This is a genomic window from Neobacillus massiliamazoniensis (genome assembly GCF_001048695.1).
Taxonomy (GTDB): Bacteria; Bacillota; Bacilli; order Bacillales; family Cytobacillaceae; genus Neobacillus; species Neobacillus massiliamazoniensis.
In genome coordinates this window covers 20649-42570 of sequence record NZ_CVRB01000009.1, presented here as the reverse complement: position 1 = coordinate 42570, position 21922 = coordinate 20649, and the positions used below count along the sequence as shown (strand labels likewise).

The window sequence follows — 21922 nt, the reverse complement described above, 5'->3', positions numbered from 1 at the left end:
AAAAAGGAAGAATATAGCCTTTTCGTAAAAGTTATTTGCTATATACTTCTGGTTTCAATACACCAATGTATGGAAGGTTTCGATATTTTTGAACGTAATCTAAACCATAACCTACAACAAACTCATCTGGCACAATAAAACCAACATAATCTGCCTTAATGTCGCTTTTTCGACCAGTAGGCTTATCGAGAAGTGTACAGATTTTTATGGATTTAGCTTTTCGGTAACGAAATAAATCAACCAAATAGCTAAGAGTTAAACCGCTGTCAATGATATCCTCAATGATTAAAATGTCTCTTCCTTCTACTGAAGTATCTAAATCCTTAAGAATTTTAACTTCACCGGAAGATACTGTGGAATTACCGTAACTTGAGACATCCATAAAATCCATCTCAAGATAGCAATCCATCCCTTTAAGTAGATCGGCCATAAAAGGCATTGCACCCTTCAAGACACCAATTGCGAGAGGGAAGCGATCCTTATATTCTTCTGTAAGACGAACTGCTAGTTCCTTTGTCTTTTCCTGAATTTCTTCTTCCGAAATTAACACCTTTTCAATGTCGTGTTTCATGATAAATTGTGCCCCCTAGAAGATAAATATGTGAGTAATATATAATGATTTGCTTTATCATCCATGCCTTCATCTGAAGATTTTTTTAAACCGGGAAGCCAAATGATACATCCTTCTCCATCGGTAATGACAGGCCACTTATTTCGATCCGAAAGTGGAACTTTAGAATCAATAAAAATGCTCTTTAGCTTCTTTGATCCTGGCATCCCTTTCAAGGTCATTCGATCCCCTGTTTTCCTTGAGCGGATTGTGATCGGCCATTTCAGTTTATCTGCATTAAACACAGCATAGGAATGGTGTGTAATGACAGGTTTCTCGATTAAGGACAATTGAATGCTTCCGCCATACGGTAAATCAACCACTCCTGGACCGTTCATTTCAATATGATACGATTCCGACTCGATTACTTGAAATTGAAAGCAAAGGTCAAAATAAGACCTAATGACTTTTAACCCATTGGGTAAATCAAGTTGTCCCGAGGACCGAGGCTGATGAATGAACGATAAAATTTGATCGATATGTATTGCGGAAAGTGAAGCAGGCTTTTCCTTGTAAAGATAGTTTAATATTAGTTGAATCCCTCTTCTTTGTAAAGGCAAAGGCATTTCAAGAAATTTTTTAATATCAATAGATATTCCATTCACTTCATCTATTTTCATTACTGTATTCATGCTTTGAACCGTTAATTCCTGCAAGAAGGATTCATCACTTTGTAATTCTTCACTATATCGCTGAAAATGTTCGTGGACATGACCATTTTCCTTCTTTAAAAAGGGTAATACTTTCTTCCTAAAGCGATTCCTACTATATAGATCTGTTTCATTGGTCGAGTCAATCCTTGGCTCTAAGTAGTACTGATTACAATATTGCTTAATCTCATCCTTTGTTACACATAAAAAGGGGCGGAAAATTACTCCATTTTCAAATGGTCTGGTAAATGGGATCCCTGCACGTGCCTTCCCCGTGCTACCTCTTGTTAATCGCATAAGAATCGTCTCGACCTGGTCGTCTCCGTGATGAGCAAGCGCTAAAATGGAATACCCATACTTTTTCATGACTTTTGCAAAGAATTCATATCTAGCTTCCCTTGCTTCTAATTCTGAACTTTTCCCTGACAGTTTCATTCTTTCAGGTACATTTATTTGTGCCATTTCAAACGGAATGGCATTTTGTTCACAATAGTTTTTCACAAACATTGCATCATCAAAGGACTCCTGACCACGAAACATATGGTCAACATGTGCTACTACAATGGAGAGGCTTCTCTTTTCTTTTTGCCTCAAGAGATAATGAAGTAATGCAAGCGAATCAGGCCCCCCCGAAACACCCACAACTATTTTTTTATGTTCTAATGTAAACGAGTGACGATCGAGAAATGCCTCTACCTTTCCTTCTAACATTTGCGCTCTTCCTTAAACATCTGACTTTGAAAATTGTCCAGCTCCAGCGCCCCTGACCAAGGCGCTTTCGCTTTTCTTTATAGCTTACCATTATTATAAATTATCTATCAAAAACAAAGGCTTCATTTTATTAAGAAAAATAAAAAAATATTTCTTAATTTATACGCAAATTCATAAGAATGGTTTCAAATTTATTTTGTAGTAATATACCACATTCCTATTCCAAGTATAATGATCATTAAAATGGTAATGATCCACGTTTCAATCAAGCCGCTCTTTTTCTTCTTCTTTCGGTAAGCTTGTCTGGTATTTTTTCCATTTGTGTTAGATTTCGGTAACGGAGATTGCGTTTGCTTTTGGTTGGGTAAACCTGAGTGTCTTGTAGGTGGTTCTGTTATTTTTTTATCCATCATTATATCTACTAGATCAGACCTCATTTGCTTTGCACTGGTGTAATACCCTTGCAGCGATTTGAGAATGACTTTTTCAAGTGGGAGTAATTCTGATTTTTGTCTTATCATCGCTTTTAGCTGTTCAATTCCCCCGGTTGTTTTATTAAATCTTTTGGGATAGGCAGTGTTAATCATCATCATGGCAACTGAAAACAAATCATATGAGGGCTCTGCCTTTCTCGTGCCCAATCCCCAATACCCCCGGTCAAAAAATTCTGTATATTCTTTAATGGCCCTTCCCTGAATGGTAGTGCCGCCAACATCAATGCAGCGAATCCTCGGAGGCGGCCCGGTTACAATCAGGTTTTCAGGCTTTAGATCACCGAAGACCCACCCATTTTCATGAAGCCTATTTAAATCATGTAAAAGCTGCAAAAATAAAACGGTCGTCCAGGACTTTCCCTTTTGCTGAAGAAAGCTAAGTAAGTCTGGCCCATGGATATATTCCATTACATAAAAGGAGATTTGACCACGCCCTTTGAGCCAATCATCAACATCAAGCAAAGAAGGCCCGAGGGCTGACCCTTGGACCTTTGCAAAGGATTTTAATACATTCACCTCAGAAGTAATGGACATACTGTTCTCACTCATTTTCAATGCGACATGAGTGTTTCTATGCTGTGCAAGGTAGACAATCCCGTTTGCTCCATATCCTAGTTCCTTTAAGATGGTATAGTGATTGGAATGCCATTTGCCGATAATAACTGTGCCAGAAGGTACTTTACATTGATTCTTCGAGATAGGATTCATCATCGTTTGAAAGTAGGCTCCTTACCGATTTCTGTTGATTAAAGGATGACAGCGCTGTCCTTAAGGCGGGTCCTGTCGGTGTAATGCCACCTGTTGAAAGCTGGGAAAAAACAGTTGTCAGTTTTTGTAGATTTGGTGTCCAGTCCAGCAAATTTTCGACATCATTCTTTTTCCCGGGAAATATAAAAACAGAATAGTAGTTATTGCCTGAGCGGGCATTAAGACTAAGGGAAAGGTCAAGTAACGCCTCTTTAACCGTTGGTAGCTTGTGCTTCATGCTTGCACTTGTATCGACAAGAATCAACACCTCTAATTCGACAGTTTCCCCCAATTCATCGACAACCTCCATGACTTCGCCGCGTTTTTCAGGCGGAAGGTCCTCGATCGTTTTCGAACGTCCTAAAATCTGCTGTAATTCTCGATTGACAACTCCTTGGATTGTTTGGGTCATCCCTTTACGAGTCACCATCTGCACTGTTTGACTAAGCTGCTGGGCATAGACAATCTGACTTACTCCGCCGCCTGATAGGGCAATTTCTTCAATTTCTGTCACTCCCTTTTCGTCAATGACATCACGCTCCATTACACCAATGACATTCACGGTGATACCTTGTTCCTTTGCAAGGGCAGCCATAGCAATAGGATTTTCGCCTTGATTTGAACAGCCATCTGTAATCAATAATATTTGACGTATTTTACCAGTGTACATAGTCCTTCTCCCTCCAGTCATGTAATTAGTACCATTTTCGACTAGGACATCGGGATTTATACATATTTCCTTGACTAGAGGATCAAAATAATCGTTTAGGCCATCCGCTTAACTTTTTGGACTGGAATACTTGCCCATTTAGGAGTATTGTGTTTTATTCTTGCAACTGCCACCGTCATATCGTCCTCAATGAAACCCTCTCGTGAACGAATGACTTCCTCCATGATTAAATCACAAACCTCTTGTGGGTCATCTGTTTCTATCTCCTGAATTTTTCTCTTCATCCATGCTTCAACATTTTCCACATGCTTAGGTCCTTCAAAGACACCATCGCTCATCATAATTAATAAGTCGCCTGCTTTTAACTGTTCGCTTACCACATCCACTTCAACATCATCTAGAATACCAATGGGCAAATTGCTTGCCTGAATTTTTATGATTTTTTTTCCTCGTTTAATAAAACTTGGGGTTGAGCCGACTTTTAGAAATCTTGCTGATGCGTTTTGCAGGTCGATCATGGCCAAATCCAAGGTTGCAAAAATTTCATCTGTTGTCCGAAGGGAAAGAATTGAATTTATCGATTTGATCGCTGTCTTTTCTTCAATACCTGACTGGAGGATTTTTTTCAAAAGCTGTAAAGTCTCATTGCTTTCATAATGGGCTCTTTCTCCATTTCCCATCCCATCACTGATGGCAATTGCATACTTGCCGCCACCAAGTTCAACTGTGGAAAAGCTGTCTCCCGATACAAATCCCCCACCCTTAGCAGCATGGGCAACCCCTGTTTCTACCTTGTAGGCTTTCGAAGAACTGAATGTAGCATGGCAAAAACCACTTGGATATGTGGCACATTCCTCCCTTTTTACGACGATCGTTTCCCCGAGAATATCTGACAACATCGGGGCGATTAACTTTTCACATTCCCCGTGGCCACGGCAATAAGGGATCGATATTTCAATATCGACATTTCCTTTTTCTAGACTATAAATCTCCACTTGTTCGATATGAATGCCAAACTCCTGAATCGCCTCTAATATTTGTTCTTCCTGTTTATGATGATTTTCCCTCTCTTTCAGGATTTCCTTTGCAAAGTCATCCATTACTTCGGAAACTCCTAATAATTGTTCAGCTACTAGTTTTCTACTTTCATGTACTTGTTTTTTTAATTTTTGATTTGCTTGATAAAAAGTCAATTCTTGCCCGATTGCATCAAAGACTCTATTTGAACGCGAACATAATTTTTCCCATTCTCTTGATAGCTTTTTAGATACAATTCCACCATTTTGGTCCATTTCATGGATCATCTCTTCCATAAAGGAATAGGTTGTAGTAAAATTCTTAGACCAACATTGATCCTTTCTAAAGCATGTTTGACATGTTTTTCTTGTCACATTACTCAAGAAAAAGTCCATTTCCCGCTGATTTTGGTCCTCATCATGTTCTACGTCTATTTGTGAAAAACTTTTTGAAAGGGCCTGGAAAACATTTGAGAATTGAGTCACTCGATGTGCTGTTACATCTCGCATTTTTCGCAAGTATTTCTGCTGCTCTGACGTAAATTCCGGCGTTCCTGGAATATACTTTGCCAATCTAGAAGTAAGGTACTGTGGAGTTAATAGAAATAGGATGACGGCTACTGTCGTTTCTAGTACATTGATGGAGAGATTGCCTCCCCCTCCTCCATCGCCATACATTCCGATGAGCAGTGTTGCTATAAATAAACCAATTGCTACACCAATCTTTCTCCCTTCCTTCATTAATCCGCTTAAGACGCCTGAGAAAGCGAGCAGGCTCATATGGTAGAAACTCGAAACACTAGCAAGACTAAAAATCAACCCGGTAACGACCCCTACTGTCGACCCTACCGTTGCACCCGCAACAAACGCAAAGATTAAGACCAAATATCTCGACATAATATGTTCAACAGATAAACCATATACGTTCCAGCCAATGGTACCTGTCATAATTGAGGCAATCATGATAATTAAACAGACAATTTCCTCCGTTTTTAACAATTGCCTGCGTTTATTAAAGGTGATCAATGGAATGCTTTGCAAAAAGATAAGCGTTAAAATAAACGATAAGCTCATCTGTACGCCTGCCATCATTCCATCATACAATGTCAACTGTTTTGTAAGTAAAAAGGTTTCGGCTATTTTACCGGCCCCTAGAATAATCCCGACAAAAAAGGGCATGGCACGCATCTCATTTTTGAGCCATTTCCTACTAATTCGAAAGATAATTAGAAATGTTAGGCTAATGAAGAAAGTAAAAGCAGAATTTTCGAGTGAAAGAGTCGCCCCACCAGCAATCAATCCAATCAGAGCAAGTGGTGCAAGATCCCGCTTCAGCAAAAAAATAGTGGCAAAGAACGGGAGACTAAAAGGAGTTAATTTAGACAAGATTAAGGCACGGCCGAGCAGAAAACCTAACAACACTAAAATGTATCCCTTTTTGATAAAAAAGGACTCGATCTTGACTAAGAATTTTTTCATTCCCTTAGCCATATCCTGCTTTATTGGATCAAAGCTGACTTCACTAATTGGCTCTATGAATCTCCGTTCTACCTTTTCCATAAATTACACTCCCCTATCATTTTATCGTTGAAAACTATTATAAAAGTGATAGAGTTAAAAATTTGTCAAACTATTGAAAAAATTTAAAAATTCGTTCGACCGTTTTCACTATTTTTACCCAATTAATATGAATAAACTAAATATATGTCGGAAAATTGTAAAAATATTAGAAATACAAAAAAGACAAGTCGCTGTGACTTGTCTTTACTTATTCAATAGCCCAAAAAACCTGCCTTCTATTTTAAACAATAAGCAGCAAGTTAACCTCTTCTAGCTCCACGTCCACCACGCTTAGACTCTGTATTACGTTTCAAGGAAGATAGACGATCCTCACTATCTTTTAAAAAACGTGCCATTTTTGATTCAAAGTTTTCGGGTTTAGTGTTATTCCGATCATTTGCTCTGCCCTGACGAGGACGCCCGGTGTGGGAGTGTGAATGAGACCTTGGTGTCTCCGGCCTATCTTTTGCTTTTTTTATCGATAGTCCAATTTTTCCATCTTTTTCCATGTTGATGACCTTCACTTCTACTTGGTCGCCAACCTTAAGATGATCATTAATATCTTTTACGTAGTTGTCCGCAACCTCGCTGATGTGCACGAGTCCAGTTGAACCATCCGGTAGCTCCACAAACGCTCCGAAATTTGTAATCCCTGTTACCTTTCCTTGTAACTTGCTGCCTACTTCAATTGACATAAAAAGAATGTTCCTCCTTAAAAATATAAAAAATCAATCTTACTATATATTATACAGAAAGGAAAAATTCAGTGTCAACAAGACTACTCGTTGGTTCATTTTTCCTTCTTTTTTTCAGGGATATTAAAAATGACTTCATTCTTATCCGAGAAAAAATAATCTTTTCTTGCAAGCTTGGCAATGTAATTATCATCATTTAAATTGACAATATCTTGTTTCAGGTTATCCTGCTGCTTTTTTAAATCAGCTAATTGCTTTACAGCCTGCTTTTTTTGAGTAGTTTTTGCATCCAAGGTAGCTTTTTGAGAAAGAATGCTTGAGATCATGATATACGAGACAAAAACGGCAAAAGCCAAGAACAATGATAGCCTCCGAAGCAATAGTTTCCTTTTCCTCGCTGAAGCAATTTCAGCAAACTCCTGCTGTTTTACATAGGTTGTCTGAATTTTTGCCACATTTTTTTCTCGTACCGCACTCATCCCATAGCCTCCTTACTTTTTTCGCTTTTTCCATTTATGAAACCATTTACTACAATAATTCTTTATTTCCTTGAAATTTCCTGCTGTTTTATTATATAACTTCTCGACGTTTTTTTTAAGACCTTTCGGCAAAAGATCCCATAAAATTAAAAATATTTTTTTGAACGGAATGAAAATACAAAATTTTACAACAGTAAATAAAACTTTTAATACAAATTTAACAAGGGTATAGATTCCCCTCCCAAGAAAAAGGGCAATGAAGAGGACCAAATGGATCAATCCAACAATCGGCTTATATACGAGAATTTGAAAGGTGCTTTTTATAAATCTACAGATCGTAAGGACAGAATAAATAAGAATTTCTAAGAACCTTAAATAAATCCGTTTAAACAAGCTCTGATACGCCGCAAAACCGCAAAGGAGGGCAACAAAAATATAGAACCTTAATTCCCCGTTATTTACTAAAAATAGCGTATAAAAGATTAAAACAGCTTGAAGAATCCAAAATAATACATCGTTTACGAACACAATCCAATACTTTCTTTGCGGTCGATTTAAAAAGCGCTGGTACGTATCAAACATCGCACCAAACGCCGAACCCATCCCAACCATGGATAGCATCGTGAGAAATTGAGTCGATAGTGTCATCGGAACAACTTACTAAAGAAGCCTTTAGCTTTCTCCCCGTGTTGTTCATCTAAATAGACTAATTCATAGACTTTTCCCTTTATGGAAACGACTCCTTTTTCGACATCAAGATTTTTCATTTGAAGGTTTTGACCCTTAATAGCTAAAAAGCCCATCGAAGTTTCTAATAAAAATTCTTCATTATCAAAACTTTCTACTTGTTTAACACCAGTAATATCAAGCAGCTTTCGGCCTCTCATGATGACATCATGGTCTGGAATATTCGCCTTTGTTGTGTTCGTCTCATAAAATTGGCTCATCATTCATCCCTCACAATCATTTGTACAACCATTTAGTACATATGTATGTGCAGAAACGATGAAATAGAACAAGCTAGTCAATGTCGTTTTCTACTGAACCTACCTTTTCTTCTTTCAAAATGGTATACATTTCAGCGGCATCCTCTTTCCGTGAGGTTTCTTGAATTCGGTCAATTCTGACTGTAACTCGCTTTTGCCCGAGGCGGAGTGTCAACTCATCCCCAACTTTAACTGTTGTACTTGCCTTTGCCTCTTTTCCGTTCACTTCAATTCTGCCCTGATCAGAAACCTCTTTTGCTAAGGTCCTCCTTTTAATTAATCTTGAAACCTTCAAAAACTTATCTAAGCGCATCCTTACTCCCCCTATTTTAAAGTCCCTTTACTTTCGCTTCATCCCAATATAGATCCAGTTCCTCAAGGGAATGTTCCTCGAATGGCTTCCCGCTTGCCATTACCTTTTCCTCAACATAGCGGAATCTGCGAATAAACTTTTCATTCGTTTCAAACAAAGCCTCTTCAGGATGGATCCTTAAGAACCTTGCCACATTCACAAACGCAAACAATATATCGCCAAATTCTTTTTTAGCTCGGACTTGATCGCCATTTAACCCGGTTAGTTCATCCTCAAACTCCTGTAGCTCTTCCTTTACTTTCTCTAATGCAGGCGTTATTTCCTTCCAATCAAAACCAACTTTTGCAGCCTTTTTTTGCAATTCATAAGCTTTTAAAAGATTAGGCAGTGATTTTTCAACACCATCAAGAAATGACTTTGTTGTTTCTCCCTTTTCCTGTTTCTTGATTTCTTCCCAGTTACGAACGACCTCTTCTGCGTTGTCAGCTTGTGTTTCACCAAAGACATGGGGATGTCTGCGAATCATCTTCGCAGAAAGGGTCTCAATTACCTCATCAATCGAAAAATACCCTTCATCTTCGCCAATTTGTGCATGAAGCATCACCTGAAGGAGAACATCGCCAAGCTCCTCGATTAAGTTATCTATATCACCACTGTCAATCGCAGCCATCACCTCATACGTTTCTTCTATTAAATATTTTTTTAGCGATTCATGGGTTTGTTCCTTATCCCATGGGCAGCCATTTGGCCCCCTTAATTCCGCAATAATTTCACGTAGCTTCGAGAAGCTCTTGAGCATGATTTGCTCATTCTTAACAGGCGGAACGTAAAGAGTGGTGAGGTTATTTACGGTTACCCTTCTGTCTAACTCATACAATGGGACCTTTTCTACGGCCTCATCCTTGCTGCCTGCAGCTGTAACGATATAGACCTCATACTCATCCGGTAATTTTTCCATAAGAGTTAGCTTTACGTTGGATGCAACAAATGAATCATATACCTGACTGATAAAAATATGCTGGTCAATTTGTAGCTGGTTTGAAGAAAGGGATGTACCATCTAGCAACTGAAAACCTTCAATAGGATCTATTTTTAGTGCTTGAAATAGCGGATCGATAAAGCTTTGTCCGCCGCCAATCGCGATTTCTACACCCGCTAATGGTCCTTTTTCTAGTAGAGTCTGTACGGCTTGCTCCGCTACAAGCGGGTGTCCCGGAACAGCATAAATAAGCGAATCATTTTGTGCATTATTCAATAAGGTTTGGACAATTTCCTCGTAAACATCCGCAAATTGATCATGCTTTTCATAGATGGAGTCAAAAGATAGATAGTGAAAGCCTTCCTTCTCCAGTTCCTGCACAACAGGATGTTCCTTTGTCCTAAGGTATACATGATTCGAATTTTTTAATTTCTTATATACCCCTAATGACAGCTGGTCTATGTCCCCAGCCCCTAGGCCGATAATTTCAATTTTTTTTCTCATATCATTAACTCCTATCCTTTTTAGGCAATAACAGCATTAATTTGCTTCCAAACGGAAATAAGGTAAGTTCATGAGGTAGGAACACGCCCCCTCTTACAATAATCAGCAGGAACAAAAATCCTCCCAATAACGCTGAGCTTAATGATTGAAAAGCTGCTTCTATTCGAGGACCGACATAACCGCCCAACATGAAATGTGTCACAAATAAATAGCCCTTTAAAAACAAAATCATCGCAGCCGCCGCTGTTATAAGCGTCAACAGAAATCTTAAAGAAAAGATCCTTATGCCTAAACTATGTTTAAATTTAAATATCAAAAGCAGTGTGATTAGCGCTAATGTGATGACGCTGGATATTGCCGCACCCATTGTCCCGAATAATGGAATTAATAAAGCATTTAAACCATACTTGATTGGAAATGAGGCAGCAACAGCAACAGCAGGAAAGAGCATCTTCCCCAGCCCCTGCATAATGGCAATGATAGTTGTGATTATGGAAGTAAACAAAATCACAAAACTAAGTACACCCAATACGGAGGAGCCAGATTCATTTTCAAAAAGCATCATATTCGTTGGGCGAATAATGGCCCATAATCCCACAGAAGCTCCGACACCAATCACCATACTAATCTTGATGGCAGTTATCATTTTATTTTTTAAAAAGGAGGGATTTTCCTTTACCCTTCCACTGGAAATGAGCGGAACAAGCGACAATGACATCGAAGTCGCAGCAACCGTACCTAATTGAATTAACGGTTGACCGCGGTCAAATACTCCTTTTAAGCTTTTGGCTACATCTTTACCAACACCGTTTGATACAAGCAAAGAATAAAGGTTTAAAGCATCCGCCATTTGGATAAAAATCATCAGCATTCCGCTAATGCAAATAGCTAATCCTTGAAACACAAGAGCTTTTAAAATTAGCTTTGCCTCATGGGAGTAATTCTTAAGCATCCCACGTTTTGGGGCAATTATTCCCCATTCTTTACGTATCCAGATAAAAGTAAACAAAATAAGAGCAGAAAGAATGCTTCCCGTAATCGATCCAAACATCGCACCGCCACCAACAAAATAAAGGGAGTAACCCTCTTTTGTGAAGAAGTACGCCAGCAGGACAATCGTTAAAACACGGGTGGTCTGCTCGCCAACTTGCGACAAGGCAGTAGGAACCATTTCCCCAATCCCTTGATAATAGCCTCTTAGTAAAGAAACAATCGGAAAAGTTAAAAATACAACAGAAACCACTCTTAGTAAAACCGATAACTGCTCATCATGCATCCAATCTGCGATTAGTCCGGCACCAAAATATAACACAAGAAAACAAAGAAACCCAAAAGCTTGCAAAAAGAGAAACGAGGTTAAAAGAAGGAGCCGATTCCTATCTTCATCGCCTTTTTCTTTCTGTTCAGCATATAGCTTGGAAATGACGACTGGGAAGCCAGTTGTAGAAAGCACAATAGCCATCCCATAAAATGGATAAATTTGCTGATAAATGTAAAAACCAACATCCCCAACGATGTTTTGAAACGGGATTCGGTAAAAGGCACTCAAAATTTTTGTAATGAGAGAGGCAAGAGTTAAAATGAAAGCTCCCCGAAAAAGAGCCTTCGATTGATTCACAGGCTTCATTCATACACCACCAAAAACAAACTACAGAGTATTATATAGTAATAATAAAAAAAGCGGAAGGCGCCATCGGCTCGTGTCCTCGAGACGATGGCGCCTTCCGCTTTTCTATTTTATTGTTCCATTTGTCTTGCTAAAAATCCTGCTGCTGTTTCCACCGCTTTTTTCTCTACTTCGCTAAGCGTTCCCTCTTTTGAAAAAATAATAACTGCTCCAATTGGATCACCATTTGCAATGATGGGCCCAATTGTATAAGATGTAACAGTTTCCTGGCTTCCTTCGGCCAAAGAAATATCTCCGTGATGGGTAACAAGAACGGAATTGCGTTCTTCCATTGTTTTTTCCACTAGATCGCTAATGTTTTTATTTAAATAATCTTTTTTAGATCCTCCAGCAACGGAGATATAAGCGTCTCTATCACAAATCAAAACAGGATTTCCGAGGCTGTCAAAAAGGGCTTCTGCATACTCTTTGGCAAAATCGCCTAACTCGCTGATTGGTGAATACTTCTTCAAGATCACTTCTCCGTCTCGATCGACAAAGATCTCTAACGGATCCCCTTCGCGGATACGCAGGGTTCTGCGTATTTCTTTCGGAATGACAACACGCCCCAAATCATCAATTCGACGAACTATTCCAGTTGCTTTCATCCAATGTTGCCTCACTTTCATCTGATGATTTTTTCAACTTGGCGATTGAGTGCTAAATATATGAAATATAGCTTTGAACATAGATAACTGTCTGGCTTCAGCGCCCCTGAGCATTAAGGAATGCTCATTAGAATGCTCTTCGCAGGAACAAGCTGTGCTTGTTCCGAAGGCGCTTCCGCTTTTCTTTGTCTAGCTTCAGCGCCTAGGGGCTCGGGGTCATAAGCCAATCCGTCATGAAGGTAAAACCCAACCTTCACGCCGGCTCGTCTTATGCCTGTCGCCCCTGACCAAGGCGCTTCCGCTTTTCTAGCAATCGCCAACTTTGAACTTAGTATCTTTCATCTGGAAACTTCTATACACAAACGTTTATATTTTTTGTCACATTTACAATAAATTTTCCAAACTTGGATAGGTCTAAAAATCAGATTTATTTAGAGGCAGGAGCAACCTTATTTTACTGTTTCTTCCTTGCCTTTTTTTGCCTCGTTTAATCCTTTTATTGTTTCATAAACTATATTTAACCACGCTGTTGTTTCATATCCTCTTATTTGAATAACCATCTTAAACTTTTTACCTTCCATTCCAGGGTTAACGGTTCTTCCATACTGACTGCAAATCTTTTTGAGCTTGTGAACATCAATTTCTTCACTTACCCTTTCATTAAGTAAGATCGTAACTTCCTGTTTCACCTGCTTTACAAGCTCGACACCTGCGAGGATGGCATAGACCTTCATTTCAGCGATTTGAAAAAGGTAGGCGACTTCATCCGGATATTCACCAAAACGGTCAATAATTTCCTTTTGTAGTTCTTCAATATCTTCTAATGTCTGCGCACCCCTAAACCGCTTATACATTTCTATTTTTAGATGCCCATCCTTAATGTATGAATCTGGAATATACGCATCAATTTCTAAATCCATTTCGACGGTGGCTGTTTTTTGTTCAGCTACAAGATCCCCTTTTCTTTCTTCAATCGCTTCTTTTAACATTTGCGAATAAAGATCAAAACCAACGGAATCAATAAAACCATGCTGCTGTGCACCTAACAAATTACCGGCCCCGCGAATTGATAAATCTCGCATCGCAATTTTAAAACCGGACCCTAATTCTGTAAACTCCTTGATGGCCTGGAGTCGTTTTTCTGCTACTTCTGTCAGAACCTTGTCCTTCCGATACGTAAAATAGGAATAGGCAACACGATTCGACCTGCCCACCCGGCCCCTCAGCTGATAGAGCTGGGAAAGTCCCATTCGATCGGCATCGAAGACAATCAGCGTATTGACATTGGGAATATCTACCCCTGTTTCAATGATTGTCGTGCTGACAAGCACATCAAATTCCCCAGCTAAAAAACTAATCATCACGGATTCTAGTTCATTTTCCGTCATTTGACCGTGTGCATAGGTAACACGTGCATCCGGTACAAGCATAGAAATTTCTTCTGCTTTCCGTTCAATATCCTCTACCCTGTTATAGAGAAAATAAACTTGTCCGTCGCGGGCAAGCTCCCGTTCGATGGCTTCCCTTACTAACGAACCGTTATATTCCATTACATAGGTTTGAACAGGGAAACGGTTCTCAGGCGGTGTTTCAATGACAGATAAATCCCGAACACCGAGCATGGACATATGAAGAGTTCTTGGGATAGGAGTTGCGGTTAACGTTAACACGTCTACATTTGTTTTTAACTTTTTAATCTTTTCTTTATGGGTAACCCCAAACCTTTGCTCTTCATCAATAATCAATAAACCTAAATCCCGATAAACCACATCCTTTGACAGCAAGCGATGTGTGCCGACGGTAATATCAACTGTACCAGCTTTAAGTCCTTTAAGCGTTTCCGTTTGTTGCTTTTTTGAACGGAAGCGGCTTAATAGACCAATACTGATAGGGAAGTCTTGAAACCTTTCTCTTAACGTTTCAAAATGCTGCTGTGCCAAAATTGTCGTCGGCACAAGGAGGGCTACCTGCTTCCCATCCGCAATCGCTTTAAACGCTGCCCGAATGGCCACCTCAGTCTTACCGTAACCAACATCACCACATAATAATCGGTCCATTGGGCGCGGTCTTTCCATATCCTTTTTAATTTCATGAATGGAGCGCAACTGATCTTCAGTTTCTTGATAGGCGAAGGATGCATCAAATTCCCTTTGCATATCCCCATCCGGGGTAAAGGCATAACCCACAGCCGCTTCCCGCTCCGCATATAACTTGATGAGATCATCGGCAATATCCTGAACAGACGATTGGACCTTCGTTTTCACTTTTTTCCAATCGGTTCCGCCAAGCTTATAAATCTTTGGTTCCTTTCCTTCCGAACCTACATATTTCTGAACAAGATTAATTTGATCTACCGGAACGTAAAGCTTATCTGTTCCTTGATAGCGGATATGAAGATAATCTTTATGGATTCCGTTAATAACAAGTGTCTCAATCCCTAAATATTTTCCAATTCCATGACTGACGTGGACAACATAATCGCCGACCCGAAGTTCAGAATAACTTTTAATCCTTTCGGCATTTGATAACTTTTGCCTGCTTTTTGGTTTTTTTACCCGTTTATTGAATAACTCTTCCTCTGTAATGACAGCAATCTTTTGAATGGAAAGCTCAAAGCCTGTTTGCAGGTTCCCTTTCATAATCTGTACCTTACCAGGTAAAAGCTGCTGGTCTCCTGTTAAAGGGGTAACATCAATATCGTAATCCTCTAATACACGCTCAAGTTTGTGTACCCGCTCTTCATCCTGTCCTAAAAATAGAATCGAATAATGGCCTTTTTTCCACCGTTCTACTTCTGACTTTAACAAATGCATCTGCCCATGGAAATTTTGCATTTGCTTACAGGAGAGATTAATAATATTTTGCGGGCTAGTATTCGCTACATGGCGAAGAAATAATGATAAATAGAGAACAGGAAATTCCCTTTTTTGAAGTAGCCCTTGAATGTCATGTGACATATGTAAATCATGAACAATCTGACCTTCTGCAAGCAATGAGATGTACCATTCTGCCTCTTCTTTGACAAGGGAATCATTCATCTCTTGAACTCTGCTTATTTCATCAATAAACACAATACCATTGCTTGGCAGGTAGTCTAGCAAACTATTTCTACTTTCATAGGCTAGTGATAAATATTTAAAGACCTGGTCAGGCTTCTGCCCATTTTTGAGAAGTTCGAGTTCATAACTAATGTTTTGTGACAGTTGAAGTTTGGCTTTTTCATCTTTTATTTTTCTTAAGCTAGCCGATAAGCTGTCCTCTAGTTTACCTATGATTCGACTATAGTCCTCTGCTTCAAGCAACACCTCAGTTGCCGGCCCAATCATCATTTCGGAGACCTTTTCTTTCGAACGCTGGTCTTCGAGCGAGAAATAACGAATCGAGACAATTTCGGTATCAAATAATTCAATTCTTATTGGATTAGCTTCAGTCAGCGGATATATATCAATAATACCGCCCCTTACACTAAATTCCCCCGGGGTTGAGACCATTTCCGTCCTAACATAGCCCATTTTAACTAGTTTATTTAATAGGGACTCTATATCGATATCTTCCCCTAATTTGATTGAAAGTTGATAGGTTTTCCACCTTGATTTAGGTGGAATCATTTTTCGTAATCCTGCGATGGGGACAATTAATATTCCTTCGTTCTTTTTGCTCCAATGGTTCAACGTCTCAATTCTTTGGGCTTTTAATTCAGGGCTGGCAATGCTCATCTCAGCGGCAATTAATTCATTTGCCGGAAAAAGAAAAACATCATCTTCACTTAATAGATTCACAAGGTCATCATATAGCTTTTGTGCTTGCAATAGATTATGAGTAACCATCATGATGGGCCTTTTCATTTGTTCGTAAATCGAAGCTGCCAGCACGGTTCGAGACGACCCAGATAGCCCGGCAATCAGCTGTTCCTTTAGCCCTGCCTTCACACCGGAGATAATAGAGCGAACATCCTCCTGCTGAAGAATCAATGATTTTAAACCTTTCAAACGATCATCCTCCTCTCATAGAAATGCGGAAGCGCCTTGCTCAGGGGCACGAGGCTAGACGAGCCGGCTTGAAGGTTGCTTTTTTAACCTTCATGACGGATTGGCTGTAGACCTTAGAGCCCCTAGGCGCTGTAGCTGGACAATAAGAAATGCGGAAGCGCCTTGCTCAGGGGCGACAGGCATAAGACGAGCCGTCATGGAGGTTGCTTCTTAACCTCCATGACGGATTGGCTTATGACCCCGAGCCCCTAGGCGCTGTAACTGGACAATTCTCAATGTCCAATGATTTAAACTCTGATTAATCAAAATACTTAATACCCTAATATGCCATTTATTAAACAGAAAAATGCTTTGGAGTTCATTCCAAAGCCGGTTAATGAATGAAATAATCATATTGATGGTAGTCTGGGGTTCGTTCCAAAGCTTCTTGACAGTTTTCACAAATGGCAGCTATGTGAATATCTCCTGATGAATCGTAGGATACCATTTCTTGTCTTTCTCGCTCTGTTAATTTATGAAGACCAAGCGTTTCGCTGTGTATAGATGTCCTCTCAATAGAACCCAAATTCGTACCACAATGACGACAATGATAATGGATTGCCACGCCCGTCCCTCCCTATTCTCAATTCGCTACTAGTATTAACTTGATAGGGAGAAATTATTCAACATTTTCAACCGGATCACATCACCGTCAGATCACTGTCGATAGATGTTTTCTTTATTTTATGAAAATAGAAGGGCTATCATGAACCATTTACTGATTAAATTCATTCATTACTTGTAAAAACGGTTTATCCAGCCAGGCCTCACATGCATCTGTACTTTTTTTAACGGCTTCAAGCATGAACGGCTGCTCATCCTTATGGAATTTTCCTAATACATAATCCGACACGCTCATCCCGTTTTTAGGGCGGTCAATCCCAATACGAATTCGGTTAAACTGTTGTGTACCAAGATGTGCCACCGTAGACTTAATTCCGTTATGACCACCTGGACTCCCTTTTTGACGAAGCCTTATTTTACCAGCAGGTAAATCAAGGTCATCATAGATGACAAGTAAATCTTCCAAATCCAATTTATAATAATCCATTACCGCTTTGACGGATTCACCAGATAAATTCATATAGGTTAAAGGCTTCAGCAATAAAATTTTTTCCCCTTTGTGATGGCCCATTCCATACAGTCCTTTGAATTTCGACTGGTCTAGCGGTATAGCAAATTGGCTTGATAATGCGTCGATTACCTCAAAGCCAATATTATGCCGAGTATGCTCGTACTGCTTTCCTGGATTCCCCAAACCAACAATCCATTTCATTTTCCCCACCACTTCCCGCTTAGTCCATCCTCTAAATATTTTTTTTAACATTTATTTTTCTCCTGTAAGAAAAGAGTAAGGCGCCCGCCAATCGGCTACAAGAGTACAATATTCGCCTTTTAGGGGGATCGCCATGGTTAAAACCCACATAAGCTACCGTTTTCTCGATTTTACTCTATTTTCGGTCGCTTAGAATCCCCATAAGCTACTGTTTTTTCGATTTCACTCTGTTTTCGGTCGCTTAGAACCTCTATAAGCTACCGTTTTTTCGATTTCACTTTGTTTTCGGTCGCTTAGAACCTTTATAAGCTACCGTTTTTTCGATTTTACTCTATTTTCGGTCGCTTAGAATCCCCATAAGCTACCGTTTTTTCGATTTCACTCTGTTTTCGGTCGCTTAGAATCCCCATAAGCTACTGTTTTTTCGATTTCACTCTGTTTTCGGTCGCTTAGATTACTAAACCTCTAACAAGCATTTATTGATGATCAATATTAAATCGTTTTACAATGAGTGCTAATTTTTATAAAAATCAAAGTCAATGTTTAACAGAGCCAAAAGGGTAAAAGAAAATCGCAAAAAACGTAACCGTTAATGGTTACGTCTTGCTTTCTATTCACTAACCGGTTCGGTTTCTCTTCCTTCTTCGTTATCAGGATGCCCGCCCGCTTGTTGTTCGCCTGCGTTAATTTCCACTTCTTGTCTAGGCGGCAGAATCGATGCCACTAATTCGTCATCCGGATGGTTGATCGTAAAATTACCTTGATAGAGAATGTCAGCGATGGTCACTGTTTCTCCGACTTTAAGATTCGAAATGTCTACTTCAATATGCTGTGGTATTTCGTTTGGTGTAGAGGTAATCGATAGTTCATGTACAGGCTGCTGCAGAACACCGCCGTCCTTCACACCTGGTGCATCACCGACGAGAATCAGTACTACCATTACATTTATTTTTGATGACCGATCTACGGCAAGAAAGTCAACATGAATAAGTTCCTTTTTAAATGAATCCTCTTGATAATCCGTTAACACGACATCATGTTTACTGCCGTTAACATCCAAAGAAATGACTCCATTCCTGCCTACTGTCCGAATGATTTTTGTTAAGTCAGCCGAGCTGACAAAAATCGGCTTGCTTTCTACCTTTTTTCCATACATAACTGCAGGTATATTTCCATTATCCCTTAATTGCTTTAAGACTGAATTTCGGAACTCTTTTCTCTCGGTTGCTTGTAAAACGGTACTCATGTGTTGATCACCCTCCTATTTTAGTTCACTCCTATATAGAAATTTCCCCAAAACAGGTTGGTCTAAACATAAAAGTACAGATTCTCTTAAAAACTACGAAAAAATGACAACAGAAGGACCTGCTTAAATAGCAGATCCTATCATCATACATTAATCAAACAACGTACTTACGGATTGATCCTCATGGATACGGATAATCGCTTCACCAATTAACCCTGCAACAGAGAGGTTAATAATGCAGTCAAATTTTTTCTCTTCCGGAAGCGCAATCGAATTTGTTACTACTAATTCTTTAATTTTGGAATTTTGAATTCTTTCAATTGCCGGGCCTGATAAAACAGCGTGAGTACAGCAGGCGTATACTTCCGCTGCACCGTTCTCAACCAAGGCATTGGCAGCAAGGGTTATTGTTCCAGCCGTATCAATAATATCATCAATTAAGATTGCTATTTTACCCTCAATATTACCAACAATATTCATGACTTCAGCAACATTTGGCCTTGGACGACGTTTATCGATAATCGCAATAGGAGCTTTTAGGCGCTCTGCCATTTTCCTGGCTCTTGTCACTCCACCATGGTCCGGAGAAACAATCACAATATCCCCATTAAATTCTTTATTCTTAAAGTAATCTGATAAAATAGGCACACCCATTAAATTATCAATTGGAATATCAAAGAAACCTTGAATTTGCGGCGCGTGCAAATCGAGACATAATACGCGAGTGGCTCCGGCCGTTTCAAGCAGGTTTGCCACCAACTTCGCAGTAATCGGCTCACGTGCGCGTGCTTTACGGTCCTGACGGGCATAGCCATAGTATGGCATTACAATATTAATCGTTTTTGCAGATGCTCTCTTTAGTGCATCAATCATGATAAGCAATTCCATGAGGTTTTCATTAACAGGTGAACTTGTTGATTGAATCACATAAACATTACAGCCACGTACGCTTTCTTCAATATTAATTTGAATTTCTCCGTCGCTGAATCTCATAACAGAGCTTTTTCCTAATTCAACACCAATTACTTTTGCAATTTCTCTCGCCAAGGAAACATTTGAATTTAAACTGAATACCTTTAAATTTGGGTCTAAATATTGATTTGACATGAGGGCCTCCTGAATGATTAGCTTTATTTCTTAAAATTCAGCTTTTGAACGTAATTTTCTTTATTTTCCTGCCGAGCACGGGCAATGGACAACGCCTCACCAGGAACGTTTTTCGTAATGGTTGAGCCTGCTGCTACATAAGAACCTTTTCCGATTGTAACAGGTGCAACAAGATTAGAATTACAGCCAATAAAGACATCATCTTCAATTTTCGTTAAGAACTTATTTTTCCCATCATAATTAACCGTGATCGAACCACAGCCAATATTGACATTGCTACCAACCTCCGCATCACCAATATAGCTGAGGTGACTTGCTTTGCTTCCTGTGCCGAAATTCGACTTTTTAATCTCAACAAAGTTGCCAATTTTCACGTCATCACTAATAGCTGATTTAGGGCGGATATGGGCGAAAGGTCCAATATTGACCCGGTCCCCAATTAAGCTATCGTTGGCTACAGAATGGCGGATAACGGTTGCATCCCCAATTTTACATGAATCAATTTCCGTATTAGGGCCGATTTGGCAATCAGCACCAATAATCGTTTTACCCTTTACCATTGAACCTGGATAAATAACTGTATCCCGTCCAATTTCCACATCTGTTTCAATGTAAGTAGTCGCAGGATCAATAATAGTGACCCCATTACGCATATGAGCTTCATTCGTACGATGTCGCATAATCCTCTCTGCTTCAGATAATGCTACCCGATCATTGACACCTAATGTTTCTTCAAATTCATTTGTTTGGAAAGCCGTTACCACTTCCCCTTGTTTCTTCAATATTTCAATGACATCTGGCAAATAATATTCCCCTTGAACATTGTCATTGGAAACATTTTTTAATGCTTCAAATAATGCGATATTGTCAAAGCAATATGTCCCTGTATTGATTTCATTTATTTTACGCTCTTCCTCTGTAGCGTCCTTGTGTTCGACAATTTTTTCCACAAAGCCGCTATCATTACGGATGATACGTCCATATCCTGTCGGGTTCTCAATGCTTGCTGTGAGAATAGTAGCCTTTGCAGATGATTCCTCATGTTGCTTAAAAAGAGCTTCCATTGTTTCTGCTCTAATTAACGGGGTATCACCGCACACTACAAGGGTTACCCCTTGTTTCCCCTCTAATCTTGGACACGCTTGCATAACAGCATGTGCCGTCCCAAGCTGTTCTTCCTGAAGCGCATATGAACACACGTTTCCTAACTGAGCTTTAACCATTTCTGCCCCGTGGCCGATAATGGTGACCATATCTTGTATATGAAGCTTCTTGATTTGATCGATAACATGCTCAACCATCGGTTTACCGCATACTGGGTGCAATACTTTATAAAGCTTTGATTTCATCCGCGTTCCTTGTCCCGCGGCCAAAATCACAGCATAACGATTAGACATAAACAGGCCTCCATTTACCTTTTTATCCATTACAAATATTATCGTACTTGGTCATTCATTTCAAGGAAGGAACGCAAAGTGTCAAAATTGTTTATAAGGGAAATTTACTGGATGTAGAGGGAATTAGTGGAGTTGATGAAGAATAAAGAAAAGCGGAAGCGCCTTGATCAGCCCCGACAA

The 21922-nt window shown here is 39.5% G+C and carries 20 protein-coding genes; all 20 read right to left on the bottom strand.

All coding sequences use genetic code 11. The features are described from left to right. Positions 1-31: 31 nt before the first annotated feature. The 20 genes from hpt to glmU all read right to left on the bottom strand — a co-directional run bounded on the left by hpt (position 32) and on the right by glmU (position 21742). Complete coding sequence (gene hpt, locus BN1082_RS26640; protein WP_218055186.1) at positions 32-571, bottom strand: hypoxanthine phosphoribosyltransferase; 540 nt, start codon at positions 569-571, stop codon at positions 32-34. Further along, positions 568-1971 (bottom strand): tRNA lysidine(34) synthetase TilS, encoded by a 1404-nt coding sequence (tilS, locus tag BN1082_RS26635; RefSeq protein WP_090640482.1) that lies wholly within the window; start codon positions 1969-1971, stop codon positions 568-570. The genes hpt and tilS overlap by 4 nt, the downstream gene beginning before the upstream one ends. A gap of 191 nt (positions 1972-2162) precedes the next feature. After that, complete coding sequence (locus BN1082_RS26630; protein ID WP_090640479.1) at positions 2163-3176, bottom strand: serine/threonine protein kinase; 1014 nt, start codon at positions 3174-3176, stop codon at positions 2163-2165. After that, positions 3145-3882, bottom strand: coding sequence for a vWA domain-containing protein (locus BN1082_RS26625; protein ID WP_090640476.1), 738 nt, complete (start codon positions 3880-3882; stop codon positions 3145-3147). The genes BN1082_RS26630 and BN1082_RS26625 overlap by 32 nt, the downstream gene beginning before the upstream one ends. A gap of 95 nt (positions 3883-3977) precedes the next feature. Then, positions 3978-6458 (bottom strand): stage II sporulation protein E, encoded by a 2481-nt coding sequence (gene spoIIE / locus BN1082_RS26620; RefSeq protein WP_090640474.1) that lies wholly within the window; start codon positions 6456-6458, stop codon positions 3978-3980. Positions 6459-6718: 260 nt separating this feature from the next. Continuing rightward, on the bottom strand, positions 6719-7153 hold the full coding sequence (locus BN1082_RS26615) for a S1 domain-containing RNA-binding protein (RefSeq protein WP_090640471.1): 435 nt from the start codon (positions 7151-7153) through the stop codon (positions 6719-6721). A gap of 95 nt (positions 7154-7248) precedes the next feature. After that, on the bottom strand, positions 7249-7632 hold the full coding sequence (locus tag BN1082_RS26610) for an FtsB family cell division protein (RefSeq protein ID WP_090640469.1): 384 nt from the start codon (positions 7630-7632) through the stop codon (positions 7249-7251). A gap of 12 nt (positions 7633-7644) precedes the next feature. Beyond that, positions 7645-8280, bottom strand: a complete 636-nt coding sequence (yabQ, locus tag BN1082_RS26605; protein ID WP_090640466.1) for a spore cortex biosynthesis protein YabQ — start codon at positions 8278-8280, stop codon at positions 7645-7647. Further along, positions 8277-8579: a sporulation protein YabP gene (yabP, locus tag BN1082_RS26600; RefSeq protein WP_090640463.1), complete on the bottom strand. Its 303-nt coding sequence runs from the start codon at positions 8577-8579 to the stop codon at positions 8277-8279. Before yabP ends, yabQ begins: the two co-directional genes overlap by 4 nt. Before the next feature lie 73 nt (positions 8580-8652). Next, positions 8653-8931, bottom strand: coding sequence for an RNA-binding S4 domain-containing protein (locus tag BN1082_RS26595; RefSeq protein WP_090640459.1), 279 nt, complete (start codon positions 8929-8931; stop codon positions 8653-8655). Between the two features lie 16 nt (positions 8932-8947). After that, entirely contained in the window at positions 8948-10414 is a 1467-nt protein-coding gene (gene yabN / locus BN1082_RS26590) for a bifunctional methyltransferase/pyrophosphohydrolase YabN (protein WP_090640456.1), read from the bottom strand. Positions 10415-10418: 4 nt separating this feature from the next. Beyond that, positions 10419-12041, bottom strand: a complete 1623-nt coding sequence (locus BN1082_RS26585) for a putative polysaccharide biosynthesis protein (protein ID WP_090640453.1) — start codon at positions 12039-12041, stop codon at positions 10419-10421. Positions 12042-12151: 110 nt separating this feature from the next. Continuing rightward, on the bottom strand, positions 12152-12688 hold the full coding sequence (gene spoVT / locus BN1082_RS26580; protein ID WP_090640451.1) for a stage V sporulation protein T: 537 nt from the start codon (positions 12686-12688) through the stop codon (positions 12152-12154). Between the two features lie 113 nt (positions 12689-12801). Further along, positions 12802-13008, bottom strand: a complete 207-nt coding sequence (locus BN1082_RS27930; RefSeq protein WP_090640448.1) for a hypothetical protein — start codon at positions 13006-13008, stop codon at positions 12802-12804. A gap of 129 nt (positions 13009-13137) precedes the next feature. Then, on the bottom strand, positions 13138-16677 hold the full coding sequence (gene mfd / locus BN1082_RS26570) for a transcription-repair coupling factor (protein ID WP_090640445.1): 3540 nt from the start codon (positions 16675-16677) through the stop codon (positions 13138-13140). 373 nt (positions 16678-17050) lie between these two features. Beyond that, positions 17051-17281 carry an anti-sigma-F factor Fin gene (gene fin, locus BN1082_RS26565; RefSeq protein WP_090640443.1) on the bottom strand — a complete coding sequence of 77 codons (231 nt, stop codon included), beginning with the start codon at positions 17279-17281 and terminating at the stop codon, positions 17051-17053. A 150-nt stretch (positions 17282-17431) separates the two neighbouring features. Continuing rightward, positions 17432-17992: an aminoacyl-tRNA hydrolase gene (gene pth / locus BN1082_RS26560; RefSeq protein ID WP_090640517.1), complete on the bottom strand. Its 561-nt coding sequence runs from the start codon at positions 17990-17992 to the stop codon at positions 17432-17434. A 610-nt stretch (positions 17993-18602) separates the two neighbouring features. After that, complete coding sequence (locus BN1082_RS26555) at positions 18603-19238, bottom strand: 50S ribosomal protein L25/general stress protein Ctc (RefSeq protein WP_090640440.1); 636 nt, start codon at positions 19236-19238, stop codon at positions 18603-18605. Between the two features lie 150 nt (positions 19239-19388). Continuing rightward, positions 19389-20345 carry a ribose-phosphate diphosphokinase gene (locus tag BN1082_RS26550; protein ID WP_090640438.1) on the bottom strand — a complete coding sequence of 319 codons (957 nt, stop codon included), beginning with the start codon at positions 20343-20345 and terminating at the stop codon, positions 19389-19391. A 23-nt stretch (positions 20346-20368) separates the two neighbouring features. Continuing rightward, the gene (gene glmU, locus BN1082_RS26545) at positions 20369-21742 is read right to left on the bottom strand and encodes a bifunctional UDP-N-acetylglucosamine diphosphorylase/glucosamine-1-phosphate N-acetyltransferase GlmU (RefSeq protein WP_090640435.1); all 1374 of its coding nucleotides are present in this window, start codon (positions 21740-21742) and stop codon (positions 20369-20371) included. Positions 21743-21922: the final 180 nt, after the last annotated feature.

What these genes read in the sequence shown, in the direction of transcription:
- BN1082_RS26610 (WP_090640469.1), bottom strand. Translation starts at nt 7,632, where the DNA reads ATGAGTGCGGTACGAGAAAAAAATGTGGCAAAAATTCAGACAACCTAT.
- yabQ (WP_090640466.1), bottom strand. Translation starts at nt 8,280, where the DNA reads ATGACACTATCGACTCAATTTCTCACGATGCTATCCATGGTTGGGATG.
- BN1082_RS26630 (WP_090640479.1), bottom strand. Translation starts at nt 3,176, where the DNA reads ATGATGAATCCTATCTCGAAGAATCAATGTAAAGTACCTTCTGGCACA.
- spoVT (WP_090640451.1), bottom strand. Translation starts at nt 12,688, where the DNA reads ATGAAAGCAACTGGAATAGTTCGTCGAATTGATGATTTGGGGCGTGTT.
- BN1082_RS26615 (WP_090640471.1), bottom strand. Translation starts at nt 7,153, where the DNA reads ATGTCAATTGAAGTAGGCAGCAAGTTACAAGGAAAGGTAACAGGGATT.
- BN1082_RS26585 (WP_090640453.1), bottom strand. Translation starts at nt 12,041, where the DNA reads ATGAAGCCTGTGAATCAATCGAAGGCTCTTTTTCGGGGAGCTTTCATT.
- hpt (WP_218055186.1), bottom strand. Translation starts at nt 571, where the DNA reads ATGAAACACGACATTGAAAAGGTGTTAATTTCGGAAGAAGAAATTCAG.
- yabN (WP_090640456.1), bottom strand. Translation starts at nt 10,414, where the DNA reads ATGAGAAAAAAAATTGAAATTATCGGCCTAGGGGCTGGGGACATAGAC.
- spoIIE (WP_090640474.1), bottom strand. Translation starts at nt 6,458, where the DNA reads ATGGAAAAGGTAGAACGGAGATTCATAGAGCCAATTAGTGAAGTCAGC.
- BN1082_RS26625 (WP_090640476.1), bottom strand. Translation starts at nt 3,882, where the DNA reads ATGTACACTGGTAAAATACGTCAAATATTATTGATTACAGATGGCTGT.
- pth (WP_090640517.1), bottom strand. Translation starts at nt 17,992, where the DNA reads ATGAAATGGATTGTTGGTTTGGGGAATCCAGGAAAGCAGTACGAGCAT.
- BN1082_RS26555 (WP_090640440.1), bottom strand. Translation starts at nt 19,238, where the DNA reads ATGAGTACCGTTTTACAAGCAACCGAGAGAAAAGAGTTCCGAAATTCA.
- BN1082_RS26595 (WP_090640459.1), bottom strand. Translation starts at nt 8,931, where the DNA reads ATGCGCTTAGATAAGTTTTTGAAGGTTTCAAGATTAATTAAAAGGAGG.
- glmU (WP_090640435.1), bottom strand. Translation starts at nt 21,742, where the DNA reads ATGTCTAATCGTTATGCTGTGATTTTGGCCGCGGGACAAGGAACGCGG.
- yabP (WP_090640463.1), bottom strand. Translation starts at nt 8,579, where the DNA reads ATGAGCCAATTTTATGAGACGAACACAACAAAGGCGAATATTCCAGAC.
- BN1082_RS26550 (WP_090640438.1), bottom strand. Translation starts at nt 20,345, where the DNA reads ATGTCAAATCAATATTTAGACCCAAATTTAAAGGTATTCAGTTTAAAT.
- tilS (WP_090640482.1), bottom strand. Translation starts at nt 1,971, where the DNA reads ATGTTAGAAGGAAAGGTAGAGGCATTTCTCGATCGTCACTCGTTTACA.